The sequence below is a fragment of the Streptococcus sp. 714 genome (assembly GCF_013277115.1).
Classification (GTDB): domain Bacteria; phylum Bacillota; class Bacilli; order Lactobacillales; family Streptococcaceae; genus Streptococcus.
In genome coordinates this window covers 31,491-54,331 of sequence record NZ_VMMH01000004.1, presented here as the reverse complement: position 1 = coordinate 54,331, position 22,841 = coordinate 31,491, and the positions used below count along the sequence as shown (strand labels likewise).

General features: G+C 41.1%; 23 protein-coding genes and 1 tRNA gene. 21 read left to right on the top strand and 3 right to left on the bottom strand.

Annotation, left to right across the window (positions count from 1 at the left end; translation table 11 throughout):
- Positions 1 to 56: 56 nt before the first annotated feature.
- Both HT718_RS01925 and pflA read left to right on the top strand, forming a co-directional pair.
- Positions 57 to 1,307: a diaminopimelate decarboxylase gene (locus HT718_RS01925; protein WP_049541044.1), complete on the top strand. Its 1,251-nt coding sequence runs from the start codon at positions 57 to 59 to the stop codon at positions 1,305 to 1,307.
- A 125-nt stretch (positions 1,308 to 1,432) separates the two neighbouring features.
- Complete coding sequence (gene pflA / locus HT718_RS01920; protein ID WP_001288288.1) at positions 1,433 to 2,227, top strand: pyruvate formate-lyase-activating protein; 795 nt, start codon at positions 1,433 to 1,435, stop codon at positions 2,225 to 2,227.
- A gap of 75 nt (positions 2,228 to 2,302) precedes the next feature.
- Here the strand turns inward: pflA and yidC are convergent, their stop codons facing one another.
- Complete coding sequence (gene yidC / locus HT718_RS01915; RefSeq protein WP_049541042.1) at positions 2,303 to 3,229, bottom strand: membrane protein insertase YidC; 927 nt, start codon at positions 3,227 to 3,229, stop codon at positions 2,303 to 2,305.
- A 77-nt stretch (positions 3,230 to 3,306) separates the two neighbouring features.
- A complete protein-coding gene (locus tag HT718_RS01910; protein ID WP_020900835.1) occupies positions 3,307 to 3,585 on the bottom strand; it encodes an acylphosphatase in 279 nt (92 codons plus the stop codon).
- Positions 3,586 to 3,618: 33 nt separating this feature from the next.
- Between HT718_RS01910 and HT718_RS01905 the strand changes: the two genes are divergently transcribed.
- The 11 genes from HT718_RS01905 (at position 3,619) to HT718_RS01855 (ending at position 12,428) form a co-directional block, all read left to right on the top strand.
- Positions 3,619 to 4,359 carry an RNA methyltransferase gene (locus HT718_RS01905; protein ID WP_049541040.1) on the top strand — a complete coding sequence of 247 codons (741 nt, stop codon included), beginning with the start codon at positions 3,619 to 3,621 and terminating at the stop codon, positions 4,357 to 4,359.
- A gap of 55 nt (positions 4,360 to 4,414) precedes the next feature.
- Positions 4,415 to 5,098, top strand: a complete 684-nt coding sequence (locus tag HT718_RS01900; protein WP_049541037.1) for a Bax inhibitor-1/YccA family protein — start codon at positions 4,415 to 4,417, stop codon at positions 5,096 to 5,098.
- Between the two features lie 110 nt (positions 5,099 to 5,208).
- Positions 5,209 to 6,201, top strand: coding sequence for an aspartate--ammonia ligase (gene asnA, locus HT718_RS01895; protein ID WP_173266921.1), 993 nt, complete (start codon positions 5,209 to 5,211; stop codon positions 6,199 to 6,201).
- A gap of 64 nt (positions 6,202 to 6,265) precedes the next feature.
- On the top strand, positions 6,266 to 6,805 hold the full coding sequence (rsmD, locus tag HT718_RS01890; protein ID WP_049541033.1) for a 16S rRNA (guanine(966)-N(2))-methyltransferase RsmD: 540 nt from the start codon (positions 6,266 to 6,268) through the stop codon (positions 6,803 to 6,805).
- The gene (gene coaD / locus HT718_RS01885; RefSeq protein ID WP_049541031.1) at positions 6,795 to 7,283 is read left to right on the top strand and encodes a pantetheine-phosphate adenylyltransferase; all 489 of its coding nucleotides are present in this window, start codon (positions 6,795 to 6,797) and stop codon (positions 7,281 to 7,283) included. The genes rsmD and coaD overlap by 11 nt, the downstream gene beginning before the upstream one ends.
- The gene (locus tag HT718_RS01880) at positions 7,267 to 8,304 is read left to right on the top strand and encodes a SepM family pheromone-processing serine protease (protein WP_173266919.1); all 1,038 of its coding nucleotides are present in this window, start codon (positions 7,267 to 7,269) and stop codon (positions 8,302 to 8,304) included. The genes coaD and HT718_RS01880 overlap by 17 nt, the downstream gene beginning before the upstream one ends.
- 57 nt (positions 8,305 to 8,361) lie before the next feature.
- On the top strand, positions 8,362 to 8,592 hold the full coding sequence (locus HT718_RS01875) for a DUF1146 family protein (protein ID WP_020900831.1): 231 nt from the start codon (positions 8,362 to 8,364) through the stop codon (positions 8,590 to 8,592).
- 23 nt (positions 8,593 to 8,615) lie between these two features.
- The gene (gene murA, locus HT718_RS01870; RefSeq protein WP_173266917.1) at positions 8,616 to 9,899 is read left to right on the top strand and encodes a UDP-N-acetylglucosamine 1-carboxyvinyltransferase; all 1,284 of its coding nucleotides are present in this window, start codon (positions 8,616 to 8,618) and stop codon (positions 9,897 to 9,899) included.
- Positions 9,892 to 10,080, top strand: coding sequence for a DNA-directed RNA polymerase subunit beta (locus tag HT718_RS01865; RefSeq protein WP_173266915.1), 189 nt, complete (start codon positions 9,892 to 9,894; stop codon positions 10,078 to 10,080). The genes murA and HT718_RS01865 overlap by 8 nt, the downstream gene beginning before the upstream one ends.
- Positions 10,081 to 10,118: 38 nt before the next feature.
- Positions 10,119 to 10,943, top strand: coding sequence for a DNA-entry nuclease EndA (gene endA / locus HT718_RS01860; protein WP_173266913.1), 825 nt, complete (start codon positions 10,119 to 10,121; stop codon positions 10,941 to 10,943).
- A gap of 153 nt (positions 10,944 to 11,096) precedes the next feature.
- On the top strand, positions 11,097 to 12,428 hold the full coding sequence (locus HT718_RS01855; RefSeq protein WP_173266902.1) for a hemolysin family protein: 1,332 nt from the start codon (positions 11,097 to 11,099) through the stop codon (positions 12,426 to 12,428).
- A gap of 177 nt (positions 12,429 to 12,605) precedes the next feature.
- On the opposite strand, the gene HT718_RS01850 is transcribed toward HT718_RS01855, so the two are convergent.
- Positions 12,606 to 12,676: transfer RNA gene (locus tag HT718_RS01850), tRNA-Cys, on the bottom strand.
- A gap of 167 nt (positions 12,677 to 12,843) precedes the next feature.
- Between HT718_RS01850 and HT718_RS01845 the strand changes: the two genes are divergently transcribed.
- From HT718_RS01845 to HT718_RS01810, 8 genes are all read left to right on the top strand, one after another.
- Entirely contained in the window at positions 12,844 to 14,832 is a 1,989-nt protein-coding gene (locus tag HT718_RS01845; RefSeq protein ID WP_173266900.1) for a peptide ABC transporter substrate-binding protein, read from the top strand.
- A gap of 66 nt (positions 14,833 to 14,898) precedes the next feature.
- Entirely contained in the window at positions 14,899 to 16,395 is a 1,497-nt protein-coding gene (locus HT718_RS01840) for an ABC transporter permease (RefSeq protein ID WP_061087582.1), read from the top strand.
- Positions 16,395 to 17,321, top strand: coding sequence for an oligopeptide ABC transporter permease OppC (gene oppC / locus HT718_RS01835; RefSeq protein ID WP_173266897.1), 927 nt, complete (start codon positions 16,395 to 16,397; stop codon positions 17,319 to 17,321). Before HT718_RS01840 ends, oppC begins: the two co-directional genes overlap by 1 nt.
- Before the next feature lie 8 nt (positions 17,322 to 17,329).
- The gene (locus HT718_RS01830) at positions 17,330 to 18,397 is read left to right on the top strand and encodes an ABC transporter ATP-binding protein (RefSeq protein ID WP_000159550.1); all 1,068 of its coding nucleotides are present in this window, start codon (positions 17,330 to 17,332) and stop codon (positions 18,395 to 18,397) included.
- A gap of 10 nt (positions 18,398 to 18,407) precedes the next feature.
- On the top strand, positions 18,408 to 19,334 hold the full coding sequence (locus HT718_RS01825) for an ATP-binding cassette domain-containing protein (protein ID WP_050971445.1): 927 nt from the start codon (positions 18,408 to 18,410) through the stop codon (positions 19,332 to 19,334).
- Between the two features lie 607 nt (positions 19,335 to 19,941).
- A complete protein-coding gene (locus HT718_RS01820) occupies positions 19,942 to 20,919 on the top strand; it encodes an ABC transporter substrate-binding protein (protein WP_173266895.1) in 978 nt (325 codons plus the stop codon).
- An 11-nt stretch (positions 20,920 to 20,930) separates the two neighbouring features.
- Positions 20,931 to 21,824: an ABC transporter permease gene (locus tag HT718_RS01815; RefSeq protein WP_173266877.1), complete on the top strand. Its 894-nt coding sequence runs from the start codon at positions 20,931 to 20,933 to the stop codon at positions 21,822 to 21,824.
- A gap of 12 nt (positions 21,825 to 21,836) precedes the next feature.
- On the top strand, positions 21,837 to 22,640 hold the full coding sequence (locus tag HT718_RS01810; RefSeq protein WP_173266875.1) for an ATP-binding cassette domain-containing protein: 804 nt from the start codon (positions 21,837 to 21,839) through the stop codon (positions 22,638 to 22,640).
- Positions 22,641 to 22,841: the final 201 nt, after the last annotated feature.

Below are 22,841 nucleotides of genomic sequence, written 5' to 3'. Positions count from 1 at the left end.
TAAAGGTTGGAACGATTGTCCCAGCCTTTCTTTGCAAATAGAATAGAAGGAAACTTATGAAAACACCATTTATTAATAGAGAAGAGTTAGAAGAGATTGTTGCCGAGTTCCCAACTCCCTTTCACTTGTATGATGAGAAGGGGATTCGTGAGAAGGCAAGAGCTGTCAACCAAGCCTTTTCGTGGAACAAGGGCTTTAAGGAATATTTTGCAGTTAAGGCTACTCCAACACCAGCTATCTTGAAAATCCTCCAAGAGGAAGGCTGTGGTGTGGACTGCTCTAGTTACGTGGAGCTCTTGATGAGCCATAAACTGGATTTCCCCGGTTCTGAGATCATGTTCTCTTCAAACAACACGCCAGACAAGGAATATGCCTATGCGCGTGAATTGGGTGCGACCATTAACTTGGATGCCTTTGAAGATATTGAACATCTGGAGCGTGCAGCAGGCATTCCAGAAATCATCTCTTGTCGTTACAATCCTGGCGGTATTTTTGAACTGGGAACAGATATCATGGACAATCCTGGAGAAGCTAAGTTTGGAATGACTAAGGCGCAGCTCTTTGAAGCCTTTGCCATTTTGAAGGAAAAAGGAGCCAAGACCTTTGGAATTCACTCCTTCCTAGCATCCAATACAGTGACCCATCTCTATTATCCAGAGTTGGCCCGTCAGCTTTTTGAATTGGCTGTTGAAATCAAGGAAAAGTTGGGCATTTCGCTAGACTTTATCAATCTTTCTGGCGGTATTGGTGTTAACTATCGTCCTGAGCAGGAGCCAAACGATATTGCCTTGATTGGTGAGGGAGTTCGTAAGGTGTATGAAGAGGTTCTTACTCCAGCTGGTCTTGGTCAGGTCAAGATTTTTACCGAATTGGGTCGTTTTATGCTAGCCCCTCACGGTGCTTTGGTCACAAGAGTCACTCATAAGAAAAAAACTTACCGTACCTATCTAGGTGTGGATGCATCAGCAGTCAATCTCATGCGTCCAGCCATGTACGGAGCCTACCACCATATCACCAATCTGACTCATCCAGAAGGACCAGCTGAAGTGGTAGATGTGGTCGGTTCACTCTGCGAAAACAATGATAAATTTGCAGTGAATCGCGAGTTACCTCATACAGAAATCGGTGATTTGCTGGTAATTCATGATACAGGTGCTCACGGTTTTTCAATGGGCTACCAGTACAACGCCAAACTTCGTTCTGCAGAAATTCTCTATACTGAAGAAGGTAAAGCCCGTCAAATCCGCCGTGCAGAGCACCCTGAGGACTATTTTGCAACCTTGTATGGCTTTGATTTTGAAGAATAAAATGATAATTAATTGAAAATGAAATTGAAAAACAGATTGCTTTCTAAAAAATAGGCAAAAATCTTGTTTTTCCTTCAAGTCGTGATATAATAAAACTATAAAACGTTTTCAAGGAAGGTAACGATATGTCTGAAGAAACAATTGATTATGGACAAGTGACAGGAATGGTGCATTCGACAGAAAGCTTTGGGTCAGTAGATGGGCCTGGGATTCGCTTTATTGTCTTTTTGCAAGGCTGTCACATGCGTTGCCAGTATTGCCACAACCCGGATACTTGGGCTATGGAGTCCAATAAATCACGTGAACGGACGGTAGATGATGTCTTGACAGAGGCCTTGCGCTACCGCGGTTTCTGGGGAAATAAGGGTGGTATTACAGTCAGTGGGGGAGAAGCCCTCTTGCAGATTGATTTCTTGATTGCCCTCTTTACCAAGGCCAAAGAACAAGGAATCCACTGTACCTTGGATACCTGTGCCCTTCCATTCCGTAATAAACCACGTTACCTTGAAAAGTTTGACAAGCTCATGGCTGTCACTGACTTGGTTCTCTTGGATATCAAGGAAATCAACGAAGAACAGCATAAGATTGTTACTAGCCAAACCAATAAAAACATCCTGGCCTGTGCCCAGTATCTATCAGATATTGGAAAACCTGTCTGGATTCGCCACGTGCTAGTTCCAGGATTGACAGACAGAGATGATGACTTGATTGAACTTGGGAAGTTCGTCAAGACCCTCAAAAATGTTGATAAGTTTGAAATTCTGCCTTATCATACTATGGGTGAGTTCAAATGGCGTGAATTGGGAATCCCATACTCACTCGAAGGAGTCAAACCACCAACAGCAGACCGTGTGAAAAACGCTAAAAAACTCATGGATACCGAAAGTTATCAAGACTATATGAAACGTGTACATGGATAAAAAAGAAGCCTGATGGAAACATCGGGCTTTTGATGTTACAAAAAGACTTAGCCATCCAGCTAAGCCTTTTTATTCTTATCTAGAACGTTGTTTTCCAGCGTTGCGATTTTTGTGTTTTTTCTTGCTTGTGATAGCAATTGGTTGTTCAGGGGTAACGTCTTTTCGTCCGTTTGCTGTTGAGAAAGCATTTGCTTTTGGTGGGTTCTTCGCCAGTTCTTCACGGACTTTTTTGCGAAGTTTTGGACGAACGATATAGTTGACGATAAACTGTTGGAGAATCATCATGAAACCACCGACAACCCAGTAAAGTGTAACACTAGCTGGTGAGAAGAGGGAGAAGACGACAATCATGAGTGGGCTCATGTAAATCATTTTCTTGATTTGTTCTCTTTGCATTTCATCTTCTACTCCGTGAAGTGAAAGGAGCGATTGAAGATAGTAAAGGACACCAGCGCAGGCAACCAAAATCATACTTGGAGAACCTAGAGGAATGCCTAGGTAGCTTGCTTGAGCAACCCCTTCAGTATGTTGGGCAGCAAAGTAGATAGCAGAGAAGAAAGGCATTTGAAGGAGGATAGGGAAACATCCTACACCACCAAACATGCTGATGCCGTGCTCTTTTTGAGCAGCAAAGAGGGCTTGTTGGGCTTCTAGTTTTTCTTCTTGAGTTGTTGCTTCTTTGAGACGAGTTTGATGTGGCTCAAGGACGTGCTTGAGGGCGTTCATCTTTTCAGAGTGAAGCGTTGCCTTCCATGATTGGTAGATACCCAGTGGCAAGATAATCAAGCGTACAATAATGGTTACGATGATGATACCAACCCCAAAACCAAGTCCCTTGTCATTGGCGAAGTACTTGATAGCTTCAGCCATAGGGGCTCCGATAGTATTCCAAATAAATCCTGTTGGTTGACCTGTGGCTTTATCGACATTGACACAGCCAGTCAAGACAAGCAACATAGCCACTCCCATAGCCGAGAGTGCAAAACGTTTAATAGATTTCACTGTTTTTATTCCTTCTTAAAAAATTATACCTTTCTATTCTACTGTTTTTTTACAAAATATACAATAGTTCTAGAGACCTAATTTGCGATTTTGAAGTCAGGGTAGGGAGGAAAGTTGCTCAGTTTGACATCTAAGTAGCTGACTTTTGAAAAAGGAGTTGGTCCTTTTCGAATTTCTTGGATAAATTTCGCCATGACAGCAGATGAGTCTGCTTGGGCTAAGATTTCAACTGTGCCATCGTCATTGTTCCAAACTCTCCCAGTAATACCACCAATTTCAAGTGCCAGGCTGTAAACACCCCAACGAAAGCCTACTCCCTGAACCCTACCTTGGGCAATCATTCTAACCTTTTGCATACCAAACCCCTTTGATTGTGTTATAATATTTCTATGACTATTATAACCTCAAAAGCCAATTCTGTGGTGAAAAATGCCAAGAAATTACACCAAAAAAAATACCGAAAGACAGCCTACTTGATTGAAGGCTGGCACTTGTTTGAAGAAGCTGTTCAAGCTGGAGTGACGATTGAGAAAATCTTTGCCTTAGAAAATTACCGAGATCAGTTAACTACTTTTCCGCAAACTGTCTGGGTGTCAGAGGATATTTTGCTGGATTTGGCGGATTCTCAGACTCCACAGGGAATTGTTGCGGTGGTTCAAAAAGAAGAAGTAGGGCAAGCTGATTTGAGTCAGGGAAAGTTCTTGTTTTTGGAAGATGTGCAAGATCCTGGTAATGTGGGAACTATCATTCGAACTGCGGATGCAGCAGGCTTTACAGGAGTGATTGTTTCAGATAAGTCGGCAGACATCTATAGTCTCAAGACCCTACGTTCTATGCAAGGCAGTCATTTTCATTTGCCTATTTATCGGATGTCAAGCCAAGCACTTCTCGAGGAAGCTAAAAAGGCTGGTATCCCTGTGCTGGCAACCACTCTTTCCAAGGATTCTAAAGATTATCGTGACTTGCCTCATTTAGATCAGTTTGTCTTGGTCATGGGAAATGAGGGTCAAGGAATTAGTCCCCTCATGGCTGAAAGTGCAGACCAGTTGGTCCATATTAGCATGAAGGGTCAGGCCGAGAGTCTCAATGTTGCAGTTGCAGCAGGTATTTTGATTTTTCATTTAAGCTAATTTTAACTTTCTTTGTTATAATCAAGGAAAGATATTCATAGAAAAGGAGACAAGGATGAATCATACTATTATACAAGGTCGTACAGGTCTTAATCAATTTTACGCTAAGGTCTATGCTTTTGTTGGTCTGGGAATCGGATTATCCGCCTTGGTATCTGGTCTCATGTTGACTGTTTTTCAGTCTCAGTTGGTTTACTTTTTGATGCAGGGGCGTCTCTGGTTGACCATCGCAACCTTTGCAGAGCTAGCACTAGTCTTCGTTGCTAGTAACATGGCCTTAAAGAATAGTCCAGCGGCTCTTCCAGTATTTTTACTTTACTCCGTTTTAAACGGCTTTACCCTCAGTTTTGTGGTGGCCTTCTATACTCCAGGTACAGTTTTATCTGCCTTTGTATCAAGCGCCCTTCTCTTCTTTGTCATGGCGGCAGTTGGCATATTCACTAAGAAAGACTTGAGTGGAATTGGTCGAGCTATGATGGCAGCTCTAATCGGTTTGTTGATTGCCATGGTAGTTAATATTTTCTTAGCTAGTGGCTTCTTTGATTATATGATTAGCGTAGCCATGGTTTTGGTCTTCTCAGGGTTGATTGCTTGGGACAACCAAAGAATTCGTCTCGCATATGAACAATCACAAGGTCGTGTGGCGACAGGTTGGGTTGTGTCAATGGCTCTCAGTATCTATCTTGATTTTATCAATCTTTTCCTAAGTATTCTACGTATCTTCGGTCGCAATGACTAAAAGATTCATGACATCAGTGTTCGAAGGAGCACTGATTTTTTTATATTTGCTCTTTCCTTTTCTTGGAAATAGGTGTATAATGCTTTTAATTAATTTTTGAGGAGTAGTTTATGAAGAAAAGTTTTATCCATCAACAAGAAGAAATTTCTTTTGTCAAAAACACTTTTACCCAGTATTTGAAAGATAAGCTAGAAGTTGTCGAAGTGCAAGGTCCCATCTTGAGTAAGGTCGGTGATGGGATGCAGGACAACTTATCAGGTGTGGAGAATGCCGTATCGGTCAAGGTTCTCCAAATCCCTGATGCTACTTATGAAGTGGTGCACTCACTTGCTAAATGGAAACGCCATACCTTGGCCCGCTTTGGTTTCGGTGAGGGTGAAGGTCTCTTTGTTCACATGAAGGCCCTTCGTCCAGACGAAGACTCGCTGGATGCGACCCACTCTGTTTATGTTGATCAGTGGGACTGGGAAAAGGTCATTCCAAATGGCCAACGTAACATTGCTTACCTAAAAGAAACTGTTGAGAAGATTTACAAGGCTATTCGCCTGACTGAGCTAGCTGTTGAAGCCCGCTATGATATCGAATCAATTTTGCCAAAACAAATCACTTTCATCCATACAGAAGAGTTGGTAGAACGCTACCCAGACTTGACACCGAAAGAACGTGAAAATGCCATCTGTAAAGAATTTGGTGCTGTTTTCTTGATTGGTATCGGTGGTGAATTACCAGACGGTAAACCGCACGATGGACGTGCACCAGACTACGATGACTGGACAAGTGAGTCTGAAAATGGCTACAAGGGTCTTAACGGCGATATTCTTGTTTGGAATGAGTCTTTAGGTGGAGCCTTTGAGTTGTCTTCTATGGGAATCCGTGTAGATGAAGAAGCCCTTCGTCGTCAGGTAGAAATCACTGGTGATGAAGACCGCTTGGAATTGGAATGGCATAAGGCTTTGTTGAATGGCCTATTCCCATTGACAATCGGTGGAGGAATTGGACAATCTCGTATGGCCATGTTCTTACTTCGCAAGAAACATATCGGAGAAGTGCAAACAAGTGTTTGGCCTCAAGAAGTCCGCGATACTTACGAAAATATTTTATAGAGAATCGAACCGCAAGGTTCGGTTTTCTTTCTCTTTTCGCCCATAATTTGGTATAATAAACGGTATGAAAATCGTATCAGGAATCTATGGGGGTCGTCCCCTCAAGACGTTAGAAGGAAAGATAACAAGACCCACTTCGGATAAGGTTAGGGGCGCCATTTTTAACATGATTGGTCCCTACTTTGAAGGGGGGCGAGTCTTGGACCTTTATGCAGGTAGTGGTGGCTTATCTATTGAGGCAGTATCGCGTGGCATGTCTAGTGCTGTTTTGGTAGAGCGAGACCGTAAGGCTCAGGTCATCGTGGCTGAAAATATCCAGATGACCAAGGAAGTTGGAAAATTTCAACTCCTCAAGATGGATGCGGAACGAGCTCTGGAGCAGGTGTCTGGGCCTTTCGACCTTATTTTCTTAGACCCTCCTTATGCCAAGGAACAAATCGTAGCAGATATTGAAAAAATGGCTGAGAGAGAGCTTTTTTCTGAAGATGTCATGGTCGTGTGTGAGACGGACAAAGCAGTGGAACTTCCAGAAGAAATTGCCTGCCTGGGTATCTGGAAGGAAAAAATTTATGGAATTAGTAAGGTGACAGTCTATGTCAGATAAGATTGGCTTATTCACAGGCTCATTTGACCCGATGACAAATGGGCATTTGGATATGATTGAACGAGCTAGCAAACTCTTTGATAAGCTCTATGTGGGTATTTTTTTTAATCCTCACAAACAAGGATTTCTCCCTATCGAAAATCGTAAACGGGGGCTAGAAAAGGCTGTGAAACATTTGGGAAATGTTGAAGTTGTGTCTTCTCATGATGAATTGGTAGTTGATGTCGCAAAAAGACTGGTGGCTACTTGCCTAGTGCGGGGCTTGAGGAATGCGGCGGATTTGCAATATGAAGCCAGTTTCGACTACTACAACCATCAGCTGTCTCCTGATATAGAGACCATTTATTTACATAGCCGACCTGAGCATCTTTATATCAGTTCATCAGGTGTTCGAGAGCTGCTGAAGTTTGGTCAGAATATTGCCTGCTATGTTCCCGAGAGTATTTTGGAGGAAATAAGAAATGAAAAAAAAGATTAGATGGCCCTTATATGTCATTGCGGCCTTGATAGCGACTTTCTTGGCTTTTGTGGTACCCTTGCCTTACTATATAGAGGTTCCAGGTGGTTCGGAAGATATTCGCCAGGTCCTCAAAGTCAATGACACAGAAGATAAGGAAGCTGGTGCCTATCAATTCGTTACGGTTGGTGTTCAGCATGCTACTGTAGCCCATATGATTTATGCTTGGTTGACGCCTTTCACAGATATTCGTAGTGCCCAAGAGACTACAGGTGGCTCTTCCGATGTTGAATTTATGCGGATCAATCAATTCTACATGCAGACATCGCAAAATATGGCCAAGTATCAAGGACTAAAAACAGCTGGTAAGGATATTGAACTCAAATACCTTGGGGTTTATGTTTTGACTGTGACGGATAATTCGACCTTTAAAGGGATTCTCAACATCTCTGATACAGTCACAGCAGTCAATGATCAGACTTTTGACAGTTCCAAAGATTTGATTGATTACGTCAATTCTCAAAAACTAGGGGACTCCGTCAAGGTGACCTATGAAGAGGATGGGCAAACCAAGTCTGCAGAAGGTAAGATTATCACCTTGGAAAATGGCAAAAATGGAATTGGAATCGGCTTAATTGACCGTACAGAAGTGACCAGTGATGTCCCAATTCTCTTTTCAACAGCTGGTATCGGCGGTCCAAGTGCTGGTCTCATGTTTAGTCTGGCTATCTATACCCAAATAGCTGACCCAGGCCTTCGTAATGGCCGTATCGTTGCCGGCACAGGAACCATTGACCGCGATGGTAATGTGGGGGACATTGGAGGTATTGATAAGAAAGTTGTAGCTTCGGCTAGAGAAGGTGCCGCGATTTTCTTTGCCCCTGATAATCCTGTTAGCGAAGAAGAACAAAAAGCGCATCCAGATGCGAAAAACAATTACCAGACAGCCCTAGAAGCAGCCAAAACAATCAAGACGGCTATGAAAATTGTTCCCGTTAAAACCCTACAAGATGCAATTGATTACTTGAAAAACAATCCCTAGTTTTTGAGTGAAGTTTCCAAACTAGCGCACAAACAGAGAAGATGGTATAATAGTCAAATGGTTCAATTATTATTCACTCTAAGCAGTCACATGCTCTTTATTTATGTGAGTTTTTACCTTTTAAAGGATCTTGTTAGATGGGAAAAGGTTTTAAAAGTGACAGCTGAGAATACAAGAAAAGTTCGTTTATTGATAGCTCTTTTCAGCATCGTAATGGGCTTTATCTTGAGTTCTTTCTTTATCAGTTTGTATCAGTTGTGGCAGGAAGCGCTTAGAGGATTATTATAAAATCAAATGTAAAGGAAATAAGTATGGAAAAAATTGTGGTTCAAGGTGGCGATAATCGTCTGGTAGGAAGTGTTACGATCGAAGGAGCAAAGAATGCAGTCTTGCCCTTGTTGGCAGCGACTATTCTAGCCAGTGAAGGAAAGACCGTCTTACAGAATGTTCCTATCTTGTCAGATGTTTTCACTATGAAACAGGTGGTTCGTGGTTTAAATGCTAAGGTAGATTTTGATGAGGAAGCCCATCTTGTCGAGGTGAACGCGACTGGCGACATCACAGAGGAAGCTCCTTACAAGTATGTCAGCAAGATGCGCGCATCCATCGTTGTCTTGGGGCCAATTCTTGCCCGTGTAGGTCATGCTAAGGTATCCATGCCAGGTGGTTGTACGATTGGTAGCCGCCCTATTGATCTTCATTTGAAAGGTTTGGAAGCTATGGGGGCTAAGATTAGTCAGACAGCTGGTTACATCGAAGCTAAGGCTGATCGCTTACATGGCGCTCATATCTATATGGACTTCCCAAGTGTTGGTGCTACGCAGAACTTGATGATGGCAGCGACCCTAGCTGATGGGGTGACAGTGATTGAAAATGCTGCGCGTGAGCCTGAGATTGTGGACCTAGCCATTCTTCTCAATGAAATGGGAGCCAAGGTCAAAGGAGCTGGCACAGAGACCATTACCATTACTGGTGTTGAGAAACTTCACGGTACGACTCATAATGTGGTTCAAGACCGTATCGAAGCAGGAACCTTTATGGTAGCTGCTGCCATGACTGGTGGTGATGTCTTGATTCGAGATGCTGTCTGGGAGCACAACCGTCCCTTGATTGCCAAGTTGCTTGAAATGGGTGTTGAAGTAATTGAAGAAGACGAAGGAATTCGTGTTCGCTCTCAACTAGAAAATCTAAAAGCTGTCCATGTGAAAACCTTGCCCCACCCAGGTTTTCCAACAGATATGCAGGCTCAATTTACAGCCTTGATGACCGTCGCAAAAGGGGAATCAACTATGGTGGAGACAGTTTTTGAGAATCGTTTTCAACACCTAGAAGAAATGCGTCGCATGGGCTTGCATTCTGAGATTATCCGTGACACAGCTCGTATTGTTGGTGGACAGCCTTTGCAGGGAGCAGAAGTTCTTTCAACTGACCTTCGTGCCAGTGCAGCCTTGATTTTGACAGGTTTGGTAGCACAGGGAGAAACCGTGGTTGGTAAATTGGTTCACTTGGATAGAGGTTACTACCGTTTCCATGAGAAGTTAGCGCAGCTGGGGGCCAAGATTCAGCGGATTGAGGCAAGTGATGAAGATGAATAAGAAATCAGGCTACGTAGCCAAGCGTTTACTTTTAGTCATCCTAGTACTGATTTTAGGCGTTCTAGCCCTAGGAATCGGTTTAATGGTCGGTTATGGAATCTTGGGCAAGGGTCAAGATCCATGGGCCATCCTATCTCCAGCAAAATGGCAGGAATTGATTCATAAATTTACAGGAAATTAGGCTGGAAAACCAGCCTTTTTCTAGAGATAAGGAGAAATATGAACAAAAAAACAAGACAGACACTGATCGGACTGCTAGTTTTATTGCTTTTGTCTGCAGGGAGTTATTATATCAAGCAGATGCAGTCGACAGCTAATAGTCCTAAAACCAAGCTTAGTCAGAAAAACCAAGCTTCGGAAGCTCCTAGTCAAGAATTGGCAGAAAGTGTCTTAACAGATGCAGTTAAGAGTCAAATAAAAGGGAGTCTGGAGTGGAATGGATCCGGTGCTTTTATCGTCAATGGCAATAAAACCAATCTAGATGCCAAGGTTTCAAGTAAACCTTACGCTGATAATAAAACAAAGACAGTTGGCAAGGAAACTGTGCCAACTGTAGCTAATGCCCTCTTGTCTAAGGTAACCCGCCAGTACAAGAATCGTGAAGAAACGGGGAATGGTTCGACTTCATGGACTCCTCCAGGCTGGCATCAGGTTAAGAATCTAAAGGGGACTTATACCCATGCAGTCGATAGAGGTCACTTGTTAGGCTATGCCTTAATCGGTGGCTTGGATGGTTTTGATGCCTCAACAAGCAATCCTAAAAACATTGCTGTTCAGACAGCCTGGGCCAATCAGGCGCAAGCCGAGGATTCGACAGGGCAAAACTACTATGAAAGCATGGTCCGTAAAGCCTTGGACCAAAACAAGCGTGTCCGTTACCGTGTAACCCTTTATTACGCTACAAATGAGGATTTGGTTCCTTCAGCTTCACAGATTGAAGCCAAGTCTTCAGACGGAGAATTGGAATTCAATGTTCTAGTTCCCAATGTTCAAAAGGGACTTCAACTGGATTACCGAACTGGAGAAGTAACGGTAACTCAGTAAAAGATAAGATAAACTCCTATATCACTTATGGATGTAGGAGTTCATTTTTACTAGTTTAAGAAGGACTACAATAGACACTGATAAAAAATAATATGTACTGTATTAAATTTTGTGATATAATAAAGGATAAGATACTATTTTAGGAGAAGAACTATGGAAGACCCAAGTAGTCAGAATTTGTTGCTACAATTTGTTTTATTGTTTATCTTGACGGTATTAAATGCCTTTTTCTCAGCCACAGAAATGGCCATGGTGTCACTAAACCGTGCGCGTGTTGAACAAAAGGCAGAAGAAGGGGATAAACGCTATATCCGTCTGCTGAAGGTACTAGAAAATCCTAACCACTTTTTATCAACTATTCAAGTAGGGATTACCCTGATTACGATTTTGTCAGGGGCGAGTTTGGCAGAAACTCTGGGACGAGAAATTGCATCTTGGCTTGGAAATGGCGAAACAGCTTATGCTATTGCAAGTTTTCTATCTTTAGCATTTTTGACTTATATTTCCATCGTTTTTGGGGAATTGTATCCTAAGAGAATCGCTCTTAATCTAAAGGACGCTTTAGCGGTTCGTACAGCGCCAGTTATTATTGGCCTTGGGGAACTAGTTAGTCCCTTTGTTTGGCTTTTGTCTGCATCTACCAATCTTTTGAGTCGTTTGACTCCTATGACCTTTGATGATGCTGACGAAAAAATGACCCGTGATGAAATTGAGTACATGCTGACCAATAGTGAAGAAACACTAGATGCTGACGAAATTGAGATGCTACAGGGAATTTTTTCACTGGACGAATTGATGGCTAGAGAAGTCATGGTTCCTCGGACGGATGCCTTCATGGTTGATATTCAGGATGATAGTCAAACCATTATCCAAAGTATTTTAAAACAAAACTTTTCCCGTATCCCAGTTTATGATGGGGATAAGGACAATGTGATTGGAATCATTCATACCAAGAGTCTTCTTAAGGCAGCCTTTGTAGACGGTTTTGACAATATCGTCTGGAAGAGAATCTTACAAGATCCACTCTTTGTTCCTGAAACCATTTTTGTAGATGACTTGCTAAAAGAATTGCGCAATACTCAAAGACAAATGGCAATCTTGCTGGATGAATATGGTGGTATGGCTGGTTTGGTGACCCTAGAAGACCTCTTAGAGGAAATTGTAGGCGAGATTGATGACGAAACAGATAGGGCTGAAATCGAAGTTCATCAAATCGGAGAAGATACTTATATTGTTCAAGGTACCATGAATCTCAATGATTTCAATGATTACTTTGATGTTGAACTAGAAAGTGATGACGTTGATACCATCGCTGGTTATTATTTGACAGGAATTGGGACTATTCCAACGACTGAGAAACTCAGCTATGAATTGGTCAGCCAGAATAAACAGCTTATCCTAACCAATGATAAGGTAAAAAATGGACGTGTTACCAAGGTAAAAGTTCAAGTCACAGAGCTCGAAATAGAAGAAGAAACAGAGTAAACTAGAGGCTTTTGTCACCATGTGTGGCGAAGCCTTTTTCAGTTGATTTCAAAAGAAAATTGTGCCCTCGAGAAACTCAGACTCAAGATGTTTGTAAATTATATGTATTTATTAAAAGAAAAAGCCCTTCAAACGGGGCTTTCTGTTCATTTGTAACTTGATAATTCAAGTTATAGAAGGCGGTAGACGGATTTGAACCGACGATCAAGCTTTTGCAGAGCCGTGCCTTACCACTTGGCTATACCGCCTTAACGTTTATTATTATACCTTGAAAATGATTTTCAGTCAATAGCTTTTTCAGATTTTTTGTGTTAATAAGCCTAAATATTCTGAAAATTCGTTTACTTTTCTTGAAATATCTTAAAATATATGGTATAATTAATAATAACCTATACTTTATAAGAGGAGTAAAGAAATGAAAAAAAGTCAAGTGCTTGCTGTAGCGGGGGCTACCTTATTAGCATCAGGAGTTCTAGCTGCGTGTTCAAACACTAGTTCAAATAATGCTAAACTAGCAAAAGATTACCAATATGTTTATCAAACAGACCCAGAAACTTTGGATTATATCGTTAGCAATATTGATTCAACATCATTCGTCACAACAAATGCTGTAGATGGTTTGTTGGCTAATGATAAATACGGTAACCTGGTTCCTTCTATTGCTGAATCATGGACAGTTTCAAAAGATGGTTTGACTTATACCTATAAAATCCGTAAGGATGCTAAATGGGTAACTGCAGAGGGAGAAGAATATGCTCCTGTCACTGCTAAAGACTTCGTTACTGGTTTGAAACATGCTGTAGATGGAAAATCAAAAGGACTTTCAATCGTTAGCTCTTCCATTAAAGGATTAGAAGCATACATCAAGGGTGAAACAAGTGATTTTTCAACTGTTGGTGTAAAAGCACTTGATGACCAAACACTAGAGTATACCTTGAACCAGCCAGAAACTTTCTGGAATGATAAGACAACTAGTGGTGTTTTGATGCCAGTTAATGAAGAATTCTTAGCTTCAAAAGGGGAAGGTTTTGGTGCCCCAACAGATGCTAACTCTATTCTTTATAACGGTCCATTTGTCTTGAAAGCTGTAACTCCTAAATCATCTATCGAGATGGCTAAAAATGACGCTTACTGGGATAAAGAAAATGTAAAAATTGAGAACGTTAAGTTCACTTTCTGGGATGGTAAGGACCAAGATGTGATTGCCAAAGGTTTTGCTGATGGTCAATATAGCAAGGCGCGTATCTTCCCTACAAGTTCTACATATGAAAAATATGCAGCTGACTTCAAAGATAACATTTACTTTAATGAACCAGGAGCGGGAGTTGCAACTGTCAGCTTGAACTATGGCCGTACAACTTATAACCACACTGCTAAGACAAGTGATGCCCAAAAGACATCTACTAAGAAAGCCTTGTTAAACAAGGAATTCCGTCAAGCCTTGAACTTTGCGGTAGATCGCAGTTCTTATTCAGCTCAAACAAATGGTACTGATGGAGCTACAGTAGCCATCCGTAATACATTTGCACCATATAATCTTCAAGTTGGTAAGAAAACATTTGGTGAATTGGTACAAGATAGCTTGGCTAAGACAAATTCTTCTACTTGGTCAAACGTATCTCTAGCAGATTCTCAAAATGGTCTTTACAATGAAGAAAAAGCGAAAGAAGCATTTGCTAAAGCTAAATCAAGCCTACAAGCTGAAGGTGTTGAATTCCCAATCCACTTGGATGCCTTGGTTATCCAAGAATCAACAGCGGTTGTAAACCGTGTCCAATCATTGAAGCAATCAATTGAAAAGGTATTGGGTTCAGATAATGTTGTCGTAGACTTGCAACAAATGACTCAAGCAGAAGCTTTACCAATTTCATTTAGTGCTCCAACAGCTAAAGAGCAAGACTGGGATATCCATACATTGTCAGGATGGAACCCTGACTATCAAGATCCTTCTACTTTCTTGGATCAGTTTGTCATCAAGGGAGGAAACACTCGCCTTTACCTTGGTATTGACCAAAACACGGATGCATCAGTAGTAAGTAAACTTGGTTTGGCTGACTATGGAAAATTACTTGATGACGCAAACAGCGAAAATCAAGATGTTCAAAAACGTTATGAAAAATACGCAGTAGCACAAGCTTGGTTGACTGATAATGCTTTGACAATTCCAGTAATGGCTTCTCCTAAAGAAACAGCCGTTTCATTTGTTTCAAAGGTTCTACCATTTAGCTCTTCATATTCTGTAGCTGGTCTTAAAGGTGAAAATGCAGGATACCTGAAGTATACTGAAGTTGGTGAAAAAGCAATCACCAAAGAAGAGTATGAAAAAGCTCGTGAAAAATGGTTGAAAGAAAAGGCTGAGTCAAACGAGAAAGCTCAAAAAGAATTGGCAAGTCATGTGAAGTAAATAATTTTCAATAGAACTTTCTCTCCATGAGGAGAAGGTTCTTTTGGGATTTTTAAAGGAAATGATATGAAAAAATATATTTTTATGCGTGTTTTGCGGTCATTGGTTTCTATCTTCTTAGTAACAACCTTGACTTACACGATTATCTATACAATGGTTCCTCGAAAATTGATTTTCAAACAGGATACCAACTATAACAAGATTGCGACAACGGCTGATAAACGTGATAACTATGAAAATACCGTTTATGAGCGTATGGGCTATATCGAGTACTACGATACCAAGGAATTGCAAGAAAAAGCTAGCCAGATGGATGCTTCTGTAACAGTTGAAGCTAATGACACCAACAAGGCTATCTATGAAAAATACATCAAACAAATCGGTCATGGTTGGACCCTGGGAGAATTTACTGAAAGTGGTCAATTCTACGCTACTCGTGAAATCCCAATTTTTGAACGTGTTTTCAAATTCTATGCTAACTTGATTGACATTGACCATACAAATAAAATTCAAGACCCTGAAAATCCAGACTTGAAACGTTACCTTCGTTTCGAAAACGATCCAGCTATCGGATGGTCCTTGGTCGGTTCAGGTACTAAACACAAATATCTCTTGTACTTCAACAGTCAGTTCCCATTTGTGCATCAAAACTTTGTGAACATTAATTTAGGTGACTCTTATCCAACCTATGCTAATAGTCCTGTTTTACAGGTTATTACTCAGGGACAAGGACAAACAAAAACGGCTCAAGTTCAGTTCCCAACAGGTAAGAAAACTTCTTCTGTAAATATTTACTCAAGAACCTACAAATCACCTAGTCAGGCTGATTCTCGTGAAGTAGCCAACTACGGGAAAGATGATCCTTATACAGCCACTGAAAGTAACTACCAATATCCTTCTATGATTGCCAGCTCTGCTGTCGTTGGATTGATTGGTTTGGTGATTTCTTATGCGATTGCCGTGCCACTTGGTTCAGCTATGGCTCGCTTCAAGAACACTTGGATTGATAGCTTTTCAACAGGGGCTTTGACCTTCTTGATGGCTCTTCCAACAATTGCTTTGGTTTATATCGTTCGTTTGGCTGGATCTTCAATCGGCTTGCCAGATTCATTCCCTATCTTGGGTGCTGGAGATTGGCGTTCATATGTTTTACCAGCAGTTATCCTTGGTTTATTGGGTGCTCCTGGTACAGCTATTTGGATTCGTCGTTACATGATTGACTTGCAGTCGCAAGACTTTGTACGTTTTGCTCGTGCAAAAGGTTTGTCTGAAAAAGAAATTTCAAACAAACACATCTTTAAAAATGCCATGGTTCCTCTGGTTTCAGGAATTCCTGGTGCCGTTATCGGGGTTATCGGTGGTGCAACTCTTACTGAAACAGTCTTCGCCTTCCCAGGTATGGGTAAAATGTTGATTGACTCTGTAAAAGCATCTAATAACTCTATGGTCGTTGGTCTTGTCTTCATCTTTACATGTATTTCTATCTTCTCACTTCTTTTAGGAGATATTTGGATGACCATTATTGACCCACGTATTAAATTGACTGAGAAAGGAGGCAAATAATGTCTACAATCGATAAAGAAAAATTTCAGTTCGTAAAACGTGACGATTTTGCCTCTGAAGCCATTGATGCGCCAGCCTATTCTTACTGGGGATCAGTGTTTAGACAATTTATGAAGAAAAAATCAACTGTAGTCATGTTGGGAATCTTGGTAGCTATCATTTTGATGAGTTTCATCTACCCAATGTTTTCTAAGTTTGATTTCAATGATGTCAGCAAGGTAAACGACTTTAGTGCTCGTTATATCAAGCCAAATGCGGAGCATTGGTTCGGTACAGACAGTAACGGTAAATCTCTCTTTGACGGTGTCTGGTTCGGAGCTCGTAACTCTATCCTCATTTCTGTGATTGCGACAGTGATTAACTTAGTTATCGGTGTCTTTGTCGGTGGTATTTGGGGAATTTCAAAATCCGTTGACCGTGTCATGATGGAAGTTTATAACGTCATCTCAAACATCCCATCTCTTTTGATTGTCATTGTCTTGACTTACTCAATCGGAGCTGGATTCTGGAATCTGATTTTTGCCATGAGTGTAACAACATGGATTGGGATTGCCTTCATGGTCCGTGTGCAAATCTTGCGTTATCGTGACTTGGAATACAACTTGGCGTCACGTACTTTGGGAACGCCAACATTGAAGATTGTTGCCAAAAATATCATGCCTCAATTGGTATCTGTTATTGTGACAACGATGACTCAAATGCTTCCAAGCTTTATCTCATACGAAGCTTTCTTGTCTTTCTTCGGTCTTGGATTACCGATTACAGTGCCAAGTTTGGGTCGTTTGATTTCAGATTATTCACAAAACGTAACAACCAATGCTTACTTATTCTGGATTCCATTGACAACTCTTGTTTTGGTATCCTTGTCCCTTTTCGTAGTTGGTCAAAACTTAGCGGATGCTAGTGATCCACGTACACATAGATAGGAGTAGAAATGACAAAAGAAAAAAATGTAATTTTGACTGCTCGCGATATTGTCGTGGAATTTGACGTTCGTGACAAAGTATTGACAGCTATTCGCGGCGTTTCTCTTGAACTAGTTGAAGGAGAAGTATTAGCCTTGGTAGGTGAGTCAGGATCAGGAAAATCTGTTTTGACAAAGACTTTCACAGGTATGCTTGAAGAAAATGGTCGTATTGCCCAAGGAAGTATTGACTACCGTGGTCAGGATTTGACAGCTTTATCTTCTCACAAAGATTGGGAACAAATTCGTGGTGCTAAGATTGCGACGATCTTCCAAGACCCGATGACTAGTTTGGACCCAATTAAAACAATTGGTAGTCAGATTACAGAAGTTATTGTAAAACACCAAGGAAAAACAGCTAAAGAAGCAAAAGAATTGGCCATTGACTACATGAATAAGGTTGGGATTCCAGACGCAGATAGACGTTTTGATGAATACCCCTTCCAATATTCTGGAGGAATGCGTCAACGTATCGTTATTGCTATTGCCCTTGCCTGCCGACCTGATGTCTTGATCTGTGATGAGCCAACGACTGCCTTGGATGTAACCATCCAAGCACAGATTATTGATTTGCTAAAATCTTTACAAAACGAGTACCATTTCACAACAATCTTTATCACCCACGACCTTGGTGTGGTAGCAAGTATTGCGGATAAGGTAGCGGTGATGTATGCAGGAGAAATCGTTGAGTATGGAACTGTTGAGGAAGTCTTCTATGACCCTCGCCATCCATATACATGGAGTCTCTTGTCTAGCTTGCCTCAGCTTGCTGATGATAAAGGGGATCTTTACTCAATCCCAGGAACACCTCCGTCACTTTATACTGACCTGAAAGGGGATGCTTTTGCCTTGCGTTCTGACTATGCAATGCAGATTGACTTCGAACAAAAAGCCCCTCAATTCTCAGTATCAGAGACGCATTGGGCTAAAACTTGGCTTCTTCATGAGGATGCTCCAAAAGTAGAAAAACCAGCTGTGATTGCAAATCTCCACGATAAGATCCGTGAAAAAATGGGATTTGCCCATCTGGCTGACTAGGAGGAAGGAAATGTCTGAAAAATTAGTAGAAATCAAAGATTTAGAAATTTCCTTCGGTGAAGGAAGTAAGAAGTTTGTTGCGGTTAAAAATGCTAACTTCTTTATCAACAAGGGAGAAACTTTCTCGCTTGTAGGTGAATCAGGAAGTGGGAAAACAACTATTGGTCGTGCCATCATCGGTCTAAATGATACAAGTAATGGAGATATCATTTTTGATGGTCAAAAGATTAATGGTAAGAAATCGCGTGAACAAGCTGCGGAATTGATTCGTCGAATCCAGATGATTTTCCAAGACCCTGCCGCAAGTTTGAATGAACGTGCGACTGTTGATTATATTATTTCTGAGGGTCTTTACAATCACCGTTTGTTTAAGGATGAAGAAGAACGTAAAGAGAAAGTTCAAAATATTATCCGTGAAGTAGGTCTTCTTGCTGAGCACTTGACTCGTTACCCTCATGAGTTCTCAGGTGGTCAACGTCAACGTATCGGTATTGCCCGTGCCTTGGTGATGCAGCCAGACTTTGTTATTGCGGATGAGCCCATTTCAGCCTTGGACGTTTCTGTGCGTGCCCAAGTCTTGAACTTGCTCAAAAAATTCCAAAAAGAACTTGGTTTGACCTATCTCTTTATCGCCCATGACTTGTCGGTTGTTCGTTTTATTTCAGATCGTATCGCAGTTATTTATAAGGGTGTTATTGTAGAGGTTGCTGAAACAGAAGAATTGTTTAACAATCCAATTCATCCATATACTCAAGCCTTGCTGTCAGCGGTACCAATTCCAGATCCAATCTTGGAACGTAAGAAGGTCTTGAAGGTTTATGACCCAAGTCAACACGACTATGAGACTGATAAGCCGTCTATGGTTGAAATCCGTCCAGGTCACTATATTTGGGCTAACCAAGCCGAATTGGCACGTTATCAAAAAGGACTAAACTAAGAATGGTTTTATAATTTCCATGTCAATTTTTATGGAAATTATAAACCTTTTTTTGTTGAATTGATTTGAAAAAACTTTGAAATTATCCTGAAAGAATTTTCGGAAAATTTTAAAAAATTCTGAAATATTCTTGACAGCTAATGAAAAAGGTGGTAAGATAGGAAACATCAAAAAAGAAAGCAGAAAAAGAAATGAATAAGAGACAAGCTGTAACTATGAATCAAAACTTTTACTTTAGCTACTTTAGATAGTGTTTGTAGACATGTCACCATGGATGCAAACAGTTCAAGCAATTTGTTTGTATCTATGTGGCTAAGATTTTTGATTGTGGTCCATATAGATGAATATCTAAATGGACTAGCAAAGTTATAACTTGTTAGATTATTTCAAGCATCCGTTTAGGTATTATCTAGGCGGTTTTTTGTTTTATACTCTTCGAAAATCAAATTCAAACCACGTCAACGTCGCCTTGCCGTAGGTATATGTTACTGACTCTGTCAGTCTTATTTACAACCTCAAAGCAGTGCTTTGAGCAGCCTGCGGCTAGTTTCCTAGTTTGCTCTTTGATTTTCATTGAGTATTATCTTTTCTGAGAAGGAGTTTCATTATGAAAGTTGTTCGAAAATTACTAGCACCCCTCTTGGTAGTGGGGATCCTCTTGACTTCTCTGATTAGTTTGCATCAGTTGAAGGCAGATAAGAAAAAAGATGTGTTTCGTATCGGTATTTCGCAATTTATTACCCACCAGTCTTTAGATGCTACTAGAGAAGGATTTGTGGATGAACTGGCCAAACAAGGCTATGTTGAGGGGAAAAATATTGAGATTGATTTGCAAAATGCCCAGGGAGAACAACGAAATCTTAAAACGATTTCCCAGCAACTAGCAGAATCTAGTGATGTCGTTCTAGCTATCGCAACGCCTTCTGCTCAGAGCTTGGCCAATACAACGCAAACGACACCGGTTGTCTTTTCAGCTGTAACAGATCCTGTTAGTGCCAAGTTGGTTGAGTCAAGAGAGCATTCTGGAGGCAATGTAACTGGGACAAGCGACCAGTCGTCAGATGCCATTTCAACCCAAATCAATTTGATAAAGAAAGTGTTGCCAAAGGCTAAAACGATTGGAATTCTCTATACTCAGAGTGAGCCAAATTCGGTTGTCCAAAAGGATGAGGCTAAGCGTCTTCTGGAAGAAAAAGGCTTTACCGTTGTTGAAAAAACAATCTTGGACAGTAACAACGTCAAGGCGGCAGCAGAGAGTTTGATGGCAGAAGTGGATATGGTTTTTGTACCAACGGATAATATCATTTCGTCAACCATGGAAACAGTCAAGCAGGTTTCTATTAAACACAAGGTTCCAGTATTTGGTGGCTCAACAGAAATGATTGCGGTTGGTGGCTTGTATAACTACGGAACCAATTATGAAGAACTGGGACGTCAGACAGCCCGCATGTTGATTCGTGTTTTAAAAGGTGAGAAGCCAGAAAATATAGCAGTTGAGGTACCTGAAAAACTGGAATTGCATACCAATAAAGAAATGGCAGATGCACTAGGAATTGATATTAGTAAGTTAGAAAGCAAGGAATAGGGAGGTTTAAGATGAGTTTTGTATTATCTAGTTTATCAGAAGGTTTGCTATGGTCGATTATGGCCATTGGAGTCTACTTGACTTTCCGTATTTTGGATATTGCGGATATGACTGCTGAAGGAGCCTTTCCTTTGGGGGCAGCTGTCGTCGTATCGCAAATACAGGCAGGGACAAATCCTTGGATTGCGACCTTACTTGCTTTGCTGGCAGGTATGGTAGCAGGTCTGGTATCAGGAATGCTCCACACCAAGATGAAAATCCCGGCTCTCTTGACAGGGATTGTGACCTTGACAGGGCTCTATTCAATCAATATTAAAATCATGGGAAGTGTGCCCAATCTTTCCTTGGGAGATTCTTCAACTGTCTTTAAACAATTGGCGAGCTTGGGGCTGACAAATGAAGAAGCTGTTTTCTCATTCAGCTTGGCCTGTCTCTTACTTGTTTGCTTGGTCTTGACTCTTTTGATGAAAACGGAGATTGGTTTGGTTTTACGTTCTACTGGGGACAATATTCCTATGAGTGAGGCCAATGGAGTCAATGTAGACACCATGAAGATTGTTGGTTACATGATTTCAAACGGCTTGATTGCCCTATGTGGTTCCTTGTTCGCCCAAAATGATGGATTTTCAGATGTAACCTCTGGGACAGGAACCATTGTTGTTGGTTTGAGTGCAGTCATTATTGCGGAAGTCTTGATTCACGACTTGACCATTGGAGGTCGCTTGTTATCTATCGGAATTGGTGCTATTGTTTATCGTTTGATTATTTTAAATATCTATGAAATTCCAAATCTAGATCAAAACCTGGTTCGTCTCTTTAATGCAATCTTGCTAGCCTTGGTTCTATTTGCACCAGAGTTGCAAAAGAGATTAAGGATTCGTGGTTTGAAATTGAGAAATGAATAGGAGGAGAAAGTTATGGCAAGTTTGTTAACACTTGAAAATATTCACAAGACATTTGAAGCAGGGACGGTCAATGAAAACCATGTCCTCAAAGGATTAGATTTAGAGATTGAAGAGGGAGATTTTATCTCTGTGATTGGTGGAAATGGCGCAGGCAAATCCACTTTGATGAATATCTTGGCTGGCAATCTATCGGTGGACGAAGGGGACCTTTTGTTGGAAGGGAAATCCATTAAAAATCTGAGTGTACGAAAGAGAGCCAAGGATATTGCTCGTGTTTTTCAAGATCCGAAGATGGGAACAGCTTCTCGTTTGACGATTGAGGAGAATATGGCTATTGCCTTGAGACGTGGGCAAAAGAGAGGACTTGGTTGGGGTGTGAAGGAGAAGGACAGAATTCAGTTTCAAGAGGCCTTGAAAGAGTTGAATATTGGTCTTGAAAATCGCTTGAAAGTGGATACTCAATACCTTTCAGGAGGACAAAGACAGGCCTTGACCCTAGTCATGGCAGCCTTGGTGAAACCTAAGCTCTTGTTGTTGGATGAACATACTGCGGCCCTTGACCCGAAAACTAGTCAAATGGTGATGGACTTGACGCAAAAGATTGTGGAACACCATCAGTTGACCACTCTGATGATTACCCATGATATGAATCATGCGATTGAGTACGGCAATCGTCTCATTATGCTTTATCAAGGCAAGATAGTGGTGGATGTCAAGGGAGAGGAGAAAAAGCATCTGACGGTTGAAGACCTCATGCATCTCTTCCAGAAAAATAGTGGTCAAAGCCTCGTCAGTGATGAATTGGTTTTGGGATAAAGAAAAAGGCTGAGATAGGGTGTCTCAGTCTTTTATTAGTACAAATGGATAGGTAAAAATATGAAATTGATACTTTTCTAAAATCTCTTCAAACCACGTCAGCTCTATCTGCAACCTCAAAACAGTGTTTTGAGCAGCCTGCGGCTAGCTTCCTAGTTTGCTCTTTGATTTTCATTGAGTATAATCTATCAGATGGTAATT

Excerpts from the sequence above, each read along its gene's own strand:
- endA (WP_173266913.1), top strand. The coding sequence starts at position 10,119 with ATGAACAAAAAAACAAGACAGACACTGATCGGACTGCTAGTTTTATTG.
- HT718_RS01900 (WP_049541037.1), top strand. The coding sequence starts at position 4,415 with ATGAATCATACTATTATACAAGGTCGTACAGGTCTTAATCAATTTTAC.
- rsmD (WP_049541033.1), top strand. The coding sequence starts at position 6,266 with ATGAAAATCGTATCAGGAATCTATGGGGGTCGTCCCCTCAAGACGTTA.
- HT718_RS01810 (WP_173266875.1), top strand. The coding sequence starts at position 21,837 with ATGGCAAGTTTGTTAACACTTGAAAATATTCACAAGACATTTGAAGCA.
- oppC (WP_173266897.1), top strand. The coding sequence starts at position 16,395 with ATGTCTACAATCGATAAAGAAAAATTTCAGTTCGTAAAACGTGACGAT.
- HT718_RS01815 (WP_173266877.1), top strand. The coding sequence starts at position 20,931 with ATGAGTTTTGTATTATCTAGTTTATCAGAAGGTTTGCTATGGTCGATT.
- HT718_RS01880 (WP_173266919.1), top strand. The coding sequence starts at position 7,267 with ATGAAAAAAAAGATTAGATGGCCCTTATATGTCATTGCGGCCTTGATA.
- murA (WP_173266917.1), top strand. The coding sequence starts at position 8,616 with ATGGAAAAAATTGTGGTTCAAGGTGGCGATAATCGTCTGGTAGGAAGT.
- HT718_RS01905 (WP_049541040.1), top strand. The coding sequence starts at position 3,619 with ATGACTATTATAACCTCAAAAGCCAATTCTGTGGTGAAAAATGCCAAG.
- HT718_RS01925 (WP_049541044.1), top strand. The coding sequence starts at position 57 with ATGAAAACACCATTTATTAATAGAGAAGAGTTAGAAGAGATTGTTGCC.
- pflA (WP_001288288.1), top strand. The coding sequence starts at position 1,433 with ATGTCTGAAGAAACAATTGATTATGGACAAGTGACAGGAATGGTGCAT.
- HT718_RS01865 (WP_173266915.1), top strand. The coding sequence starts at position 9,892 with ATGAATAAGAAATCAGGCTACGTAGCCAAGCGTTTACTTTTAGTCATC.
- HT718_RS01820 (WP_173266895.1), top strand. The coding sequence starts at position 19,942 with ATGAAAGTTGTTCGAAAATTACTAGCACCCCTCTTGGTAGTGGGGATC.
- HT718_RS01840 (WP_061087582.1), top strand. The coding sequence starts at position 14,899 with ATGAAAAAATATATTTTTATGCGTGTTTTGCGGTCATTGGTTTCTATC.
- HT718_RS01910 (WP_020900835.1), bottom strand. The coding sequence starts at position 3,585 with ATGCAAAAGGTTAGAATGATTGCCCAAGGTAGGGTTCAGGGAGTAGGC.
- HT718_RS01855 (WP_173266902.1), top strand. The coding sequence starts at position 11,097 with ATGGAAGACCCAAGTAGTCAGAATTTGTTGCTACAATTTGTTTTATTG.
- HT718_RS01845 (WP_173266900.1), top strand. The coding sequence starts at position 12,844 with ATGAAAAAAAGTCAAGTGCTTGCTGTAGCGGGGGCTACCTTATTAGCA.
- HT718_RS01825 (WP_050971445.1), top strand. The coding sequence starts at position 18,408 with ATGTCTGAAAAATTAGTAGAAATCAAAGATTTAGAAATTTCCTTCGGT.
- HT718_RS01830 (WP_000159550.1), top strand. The coding sequence starts at position 17,330 with ATGACAAAAGAAAAAAATGTAATTTTGACTGCTCGCGATATTGTCGTG.
- asnA (WP_173266921.1), top strand. The coding sequence starts at position 5,209 with ATGAAGAAAAGTTTTATCCATCAACAAGAAGAAATTTCTTTTGTCAAA.
- HT718_RS01875 (WP_020900831.1), top strand. The coding sequence starts at position 8,362 with ATGGTTCAATTATTATTCACTCTAAGCAGTCACATGCTCTTTATTTAT.
- coaD (WP_049541031.1), top strand. The coding sequence starts at position 6,795 with ATGTCAGATAAGATTGGCTTATTCACAGGCTCATTTGACCCGATGACA.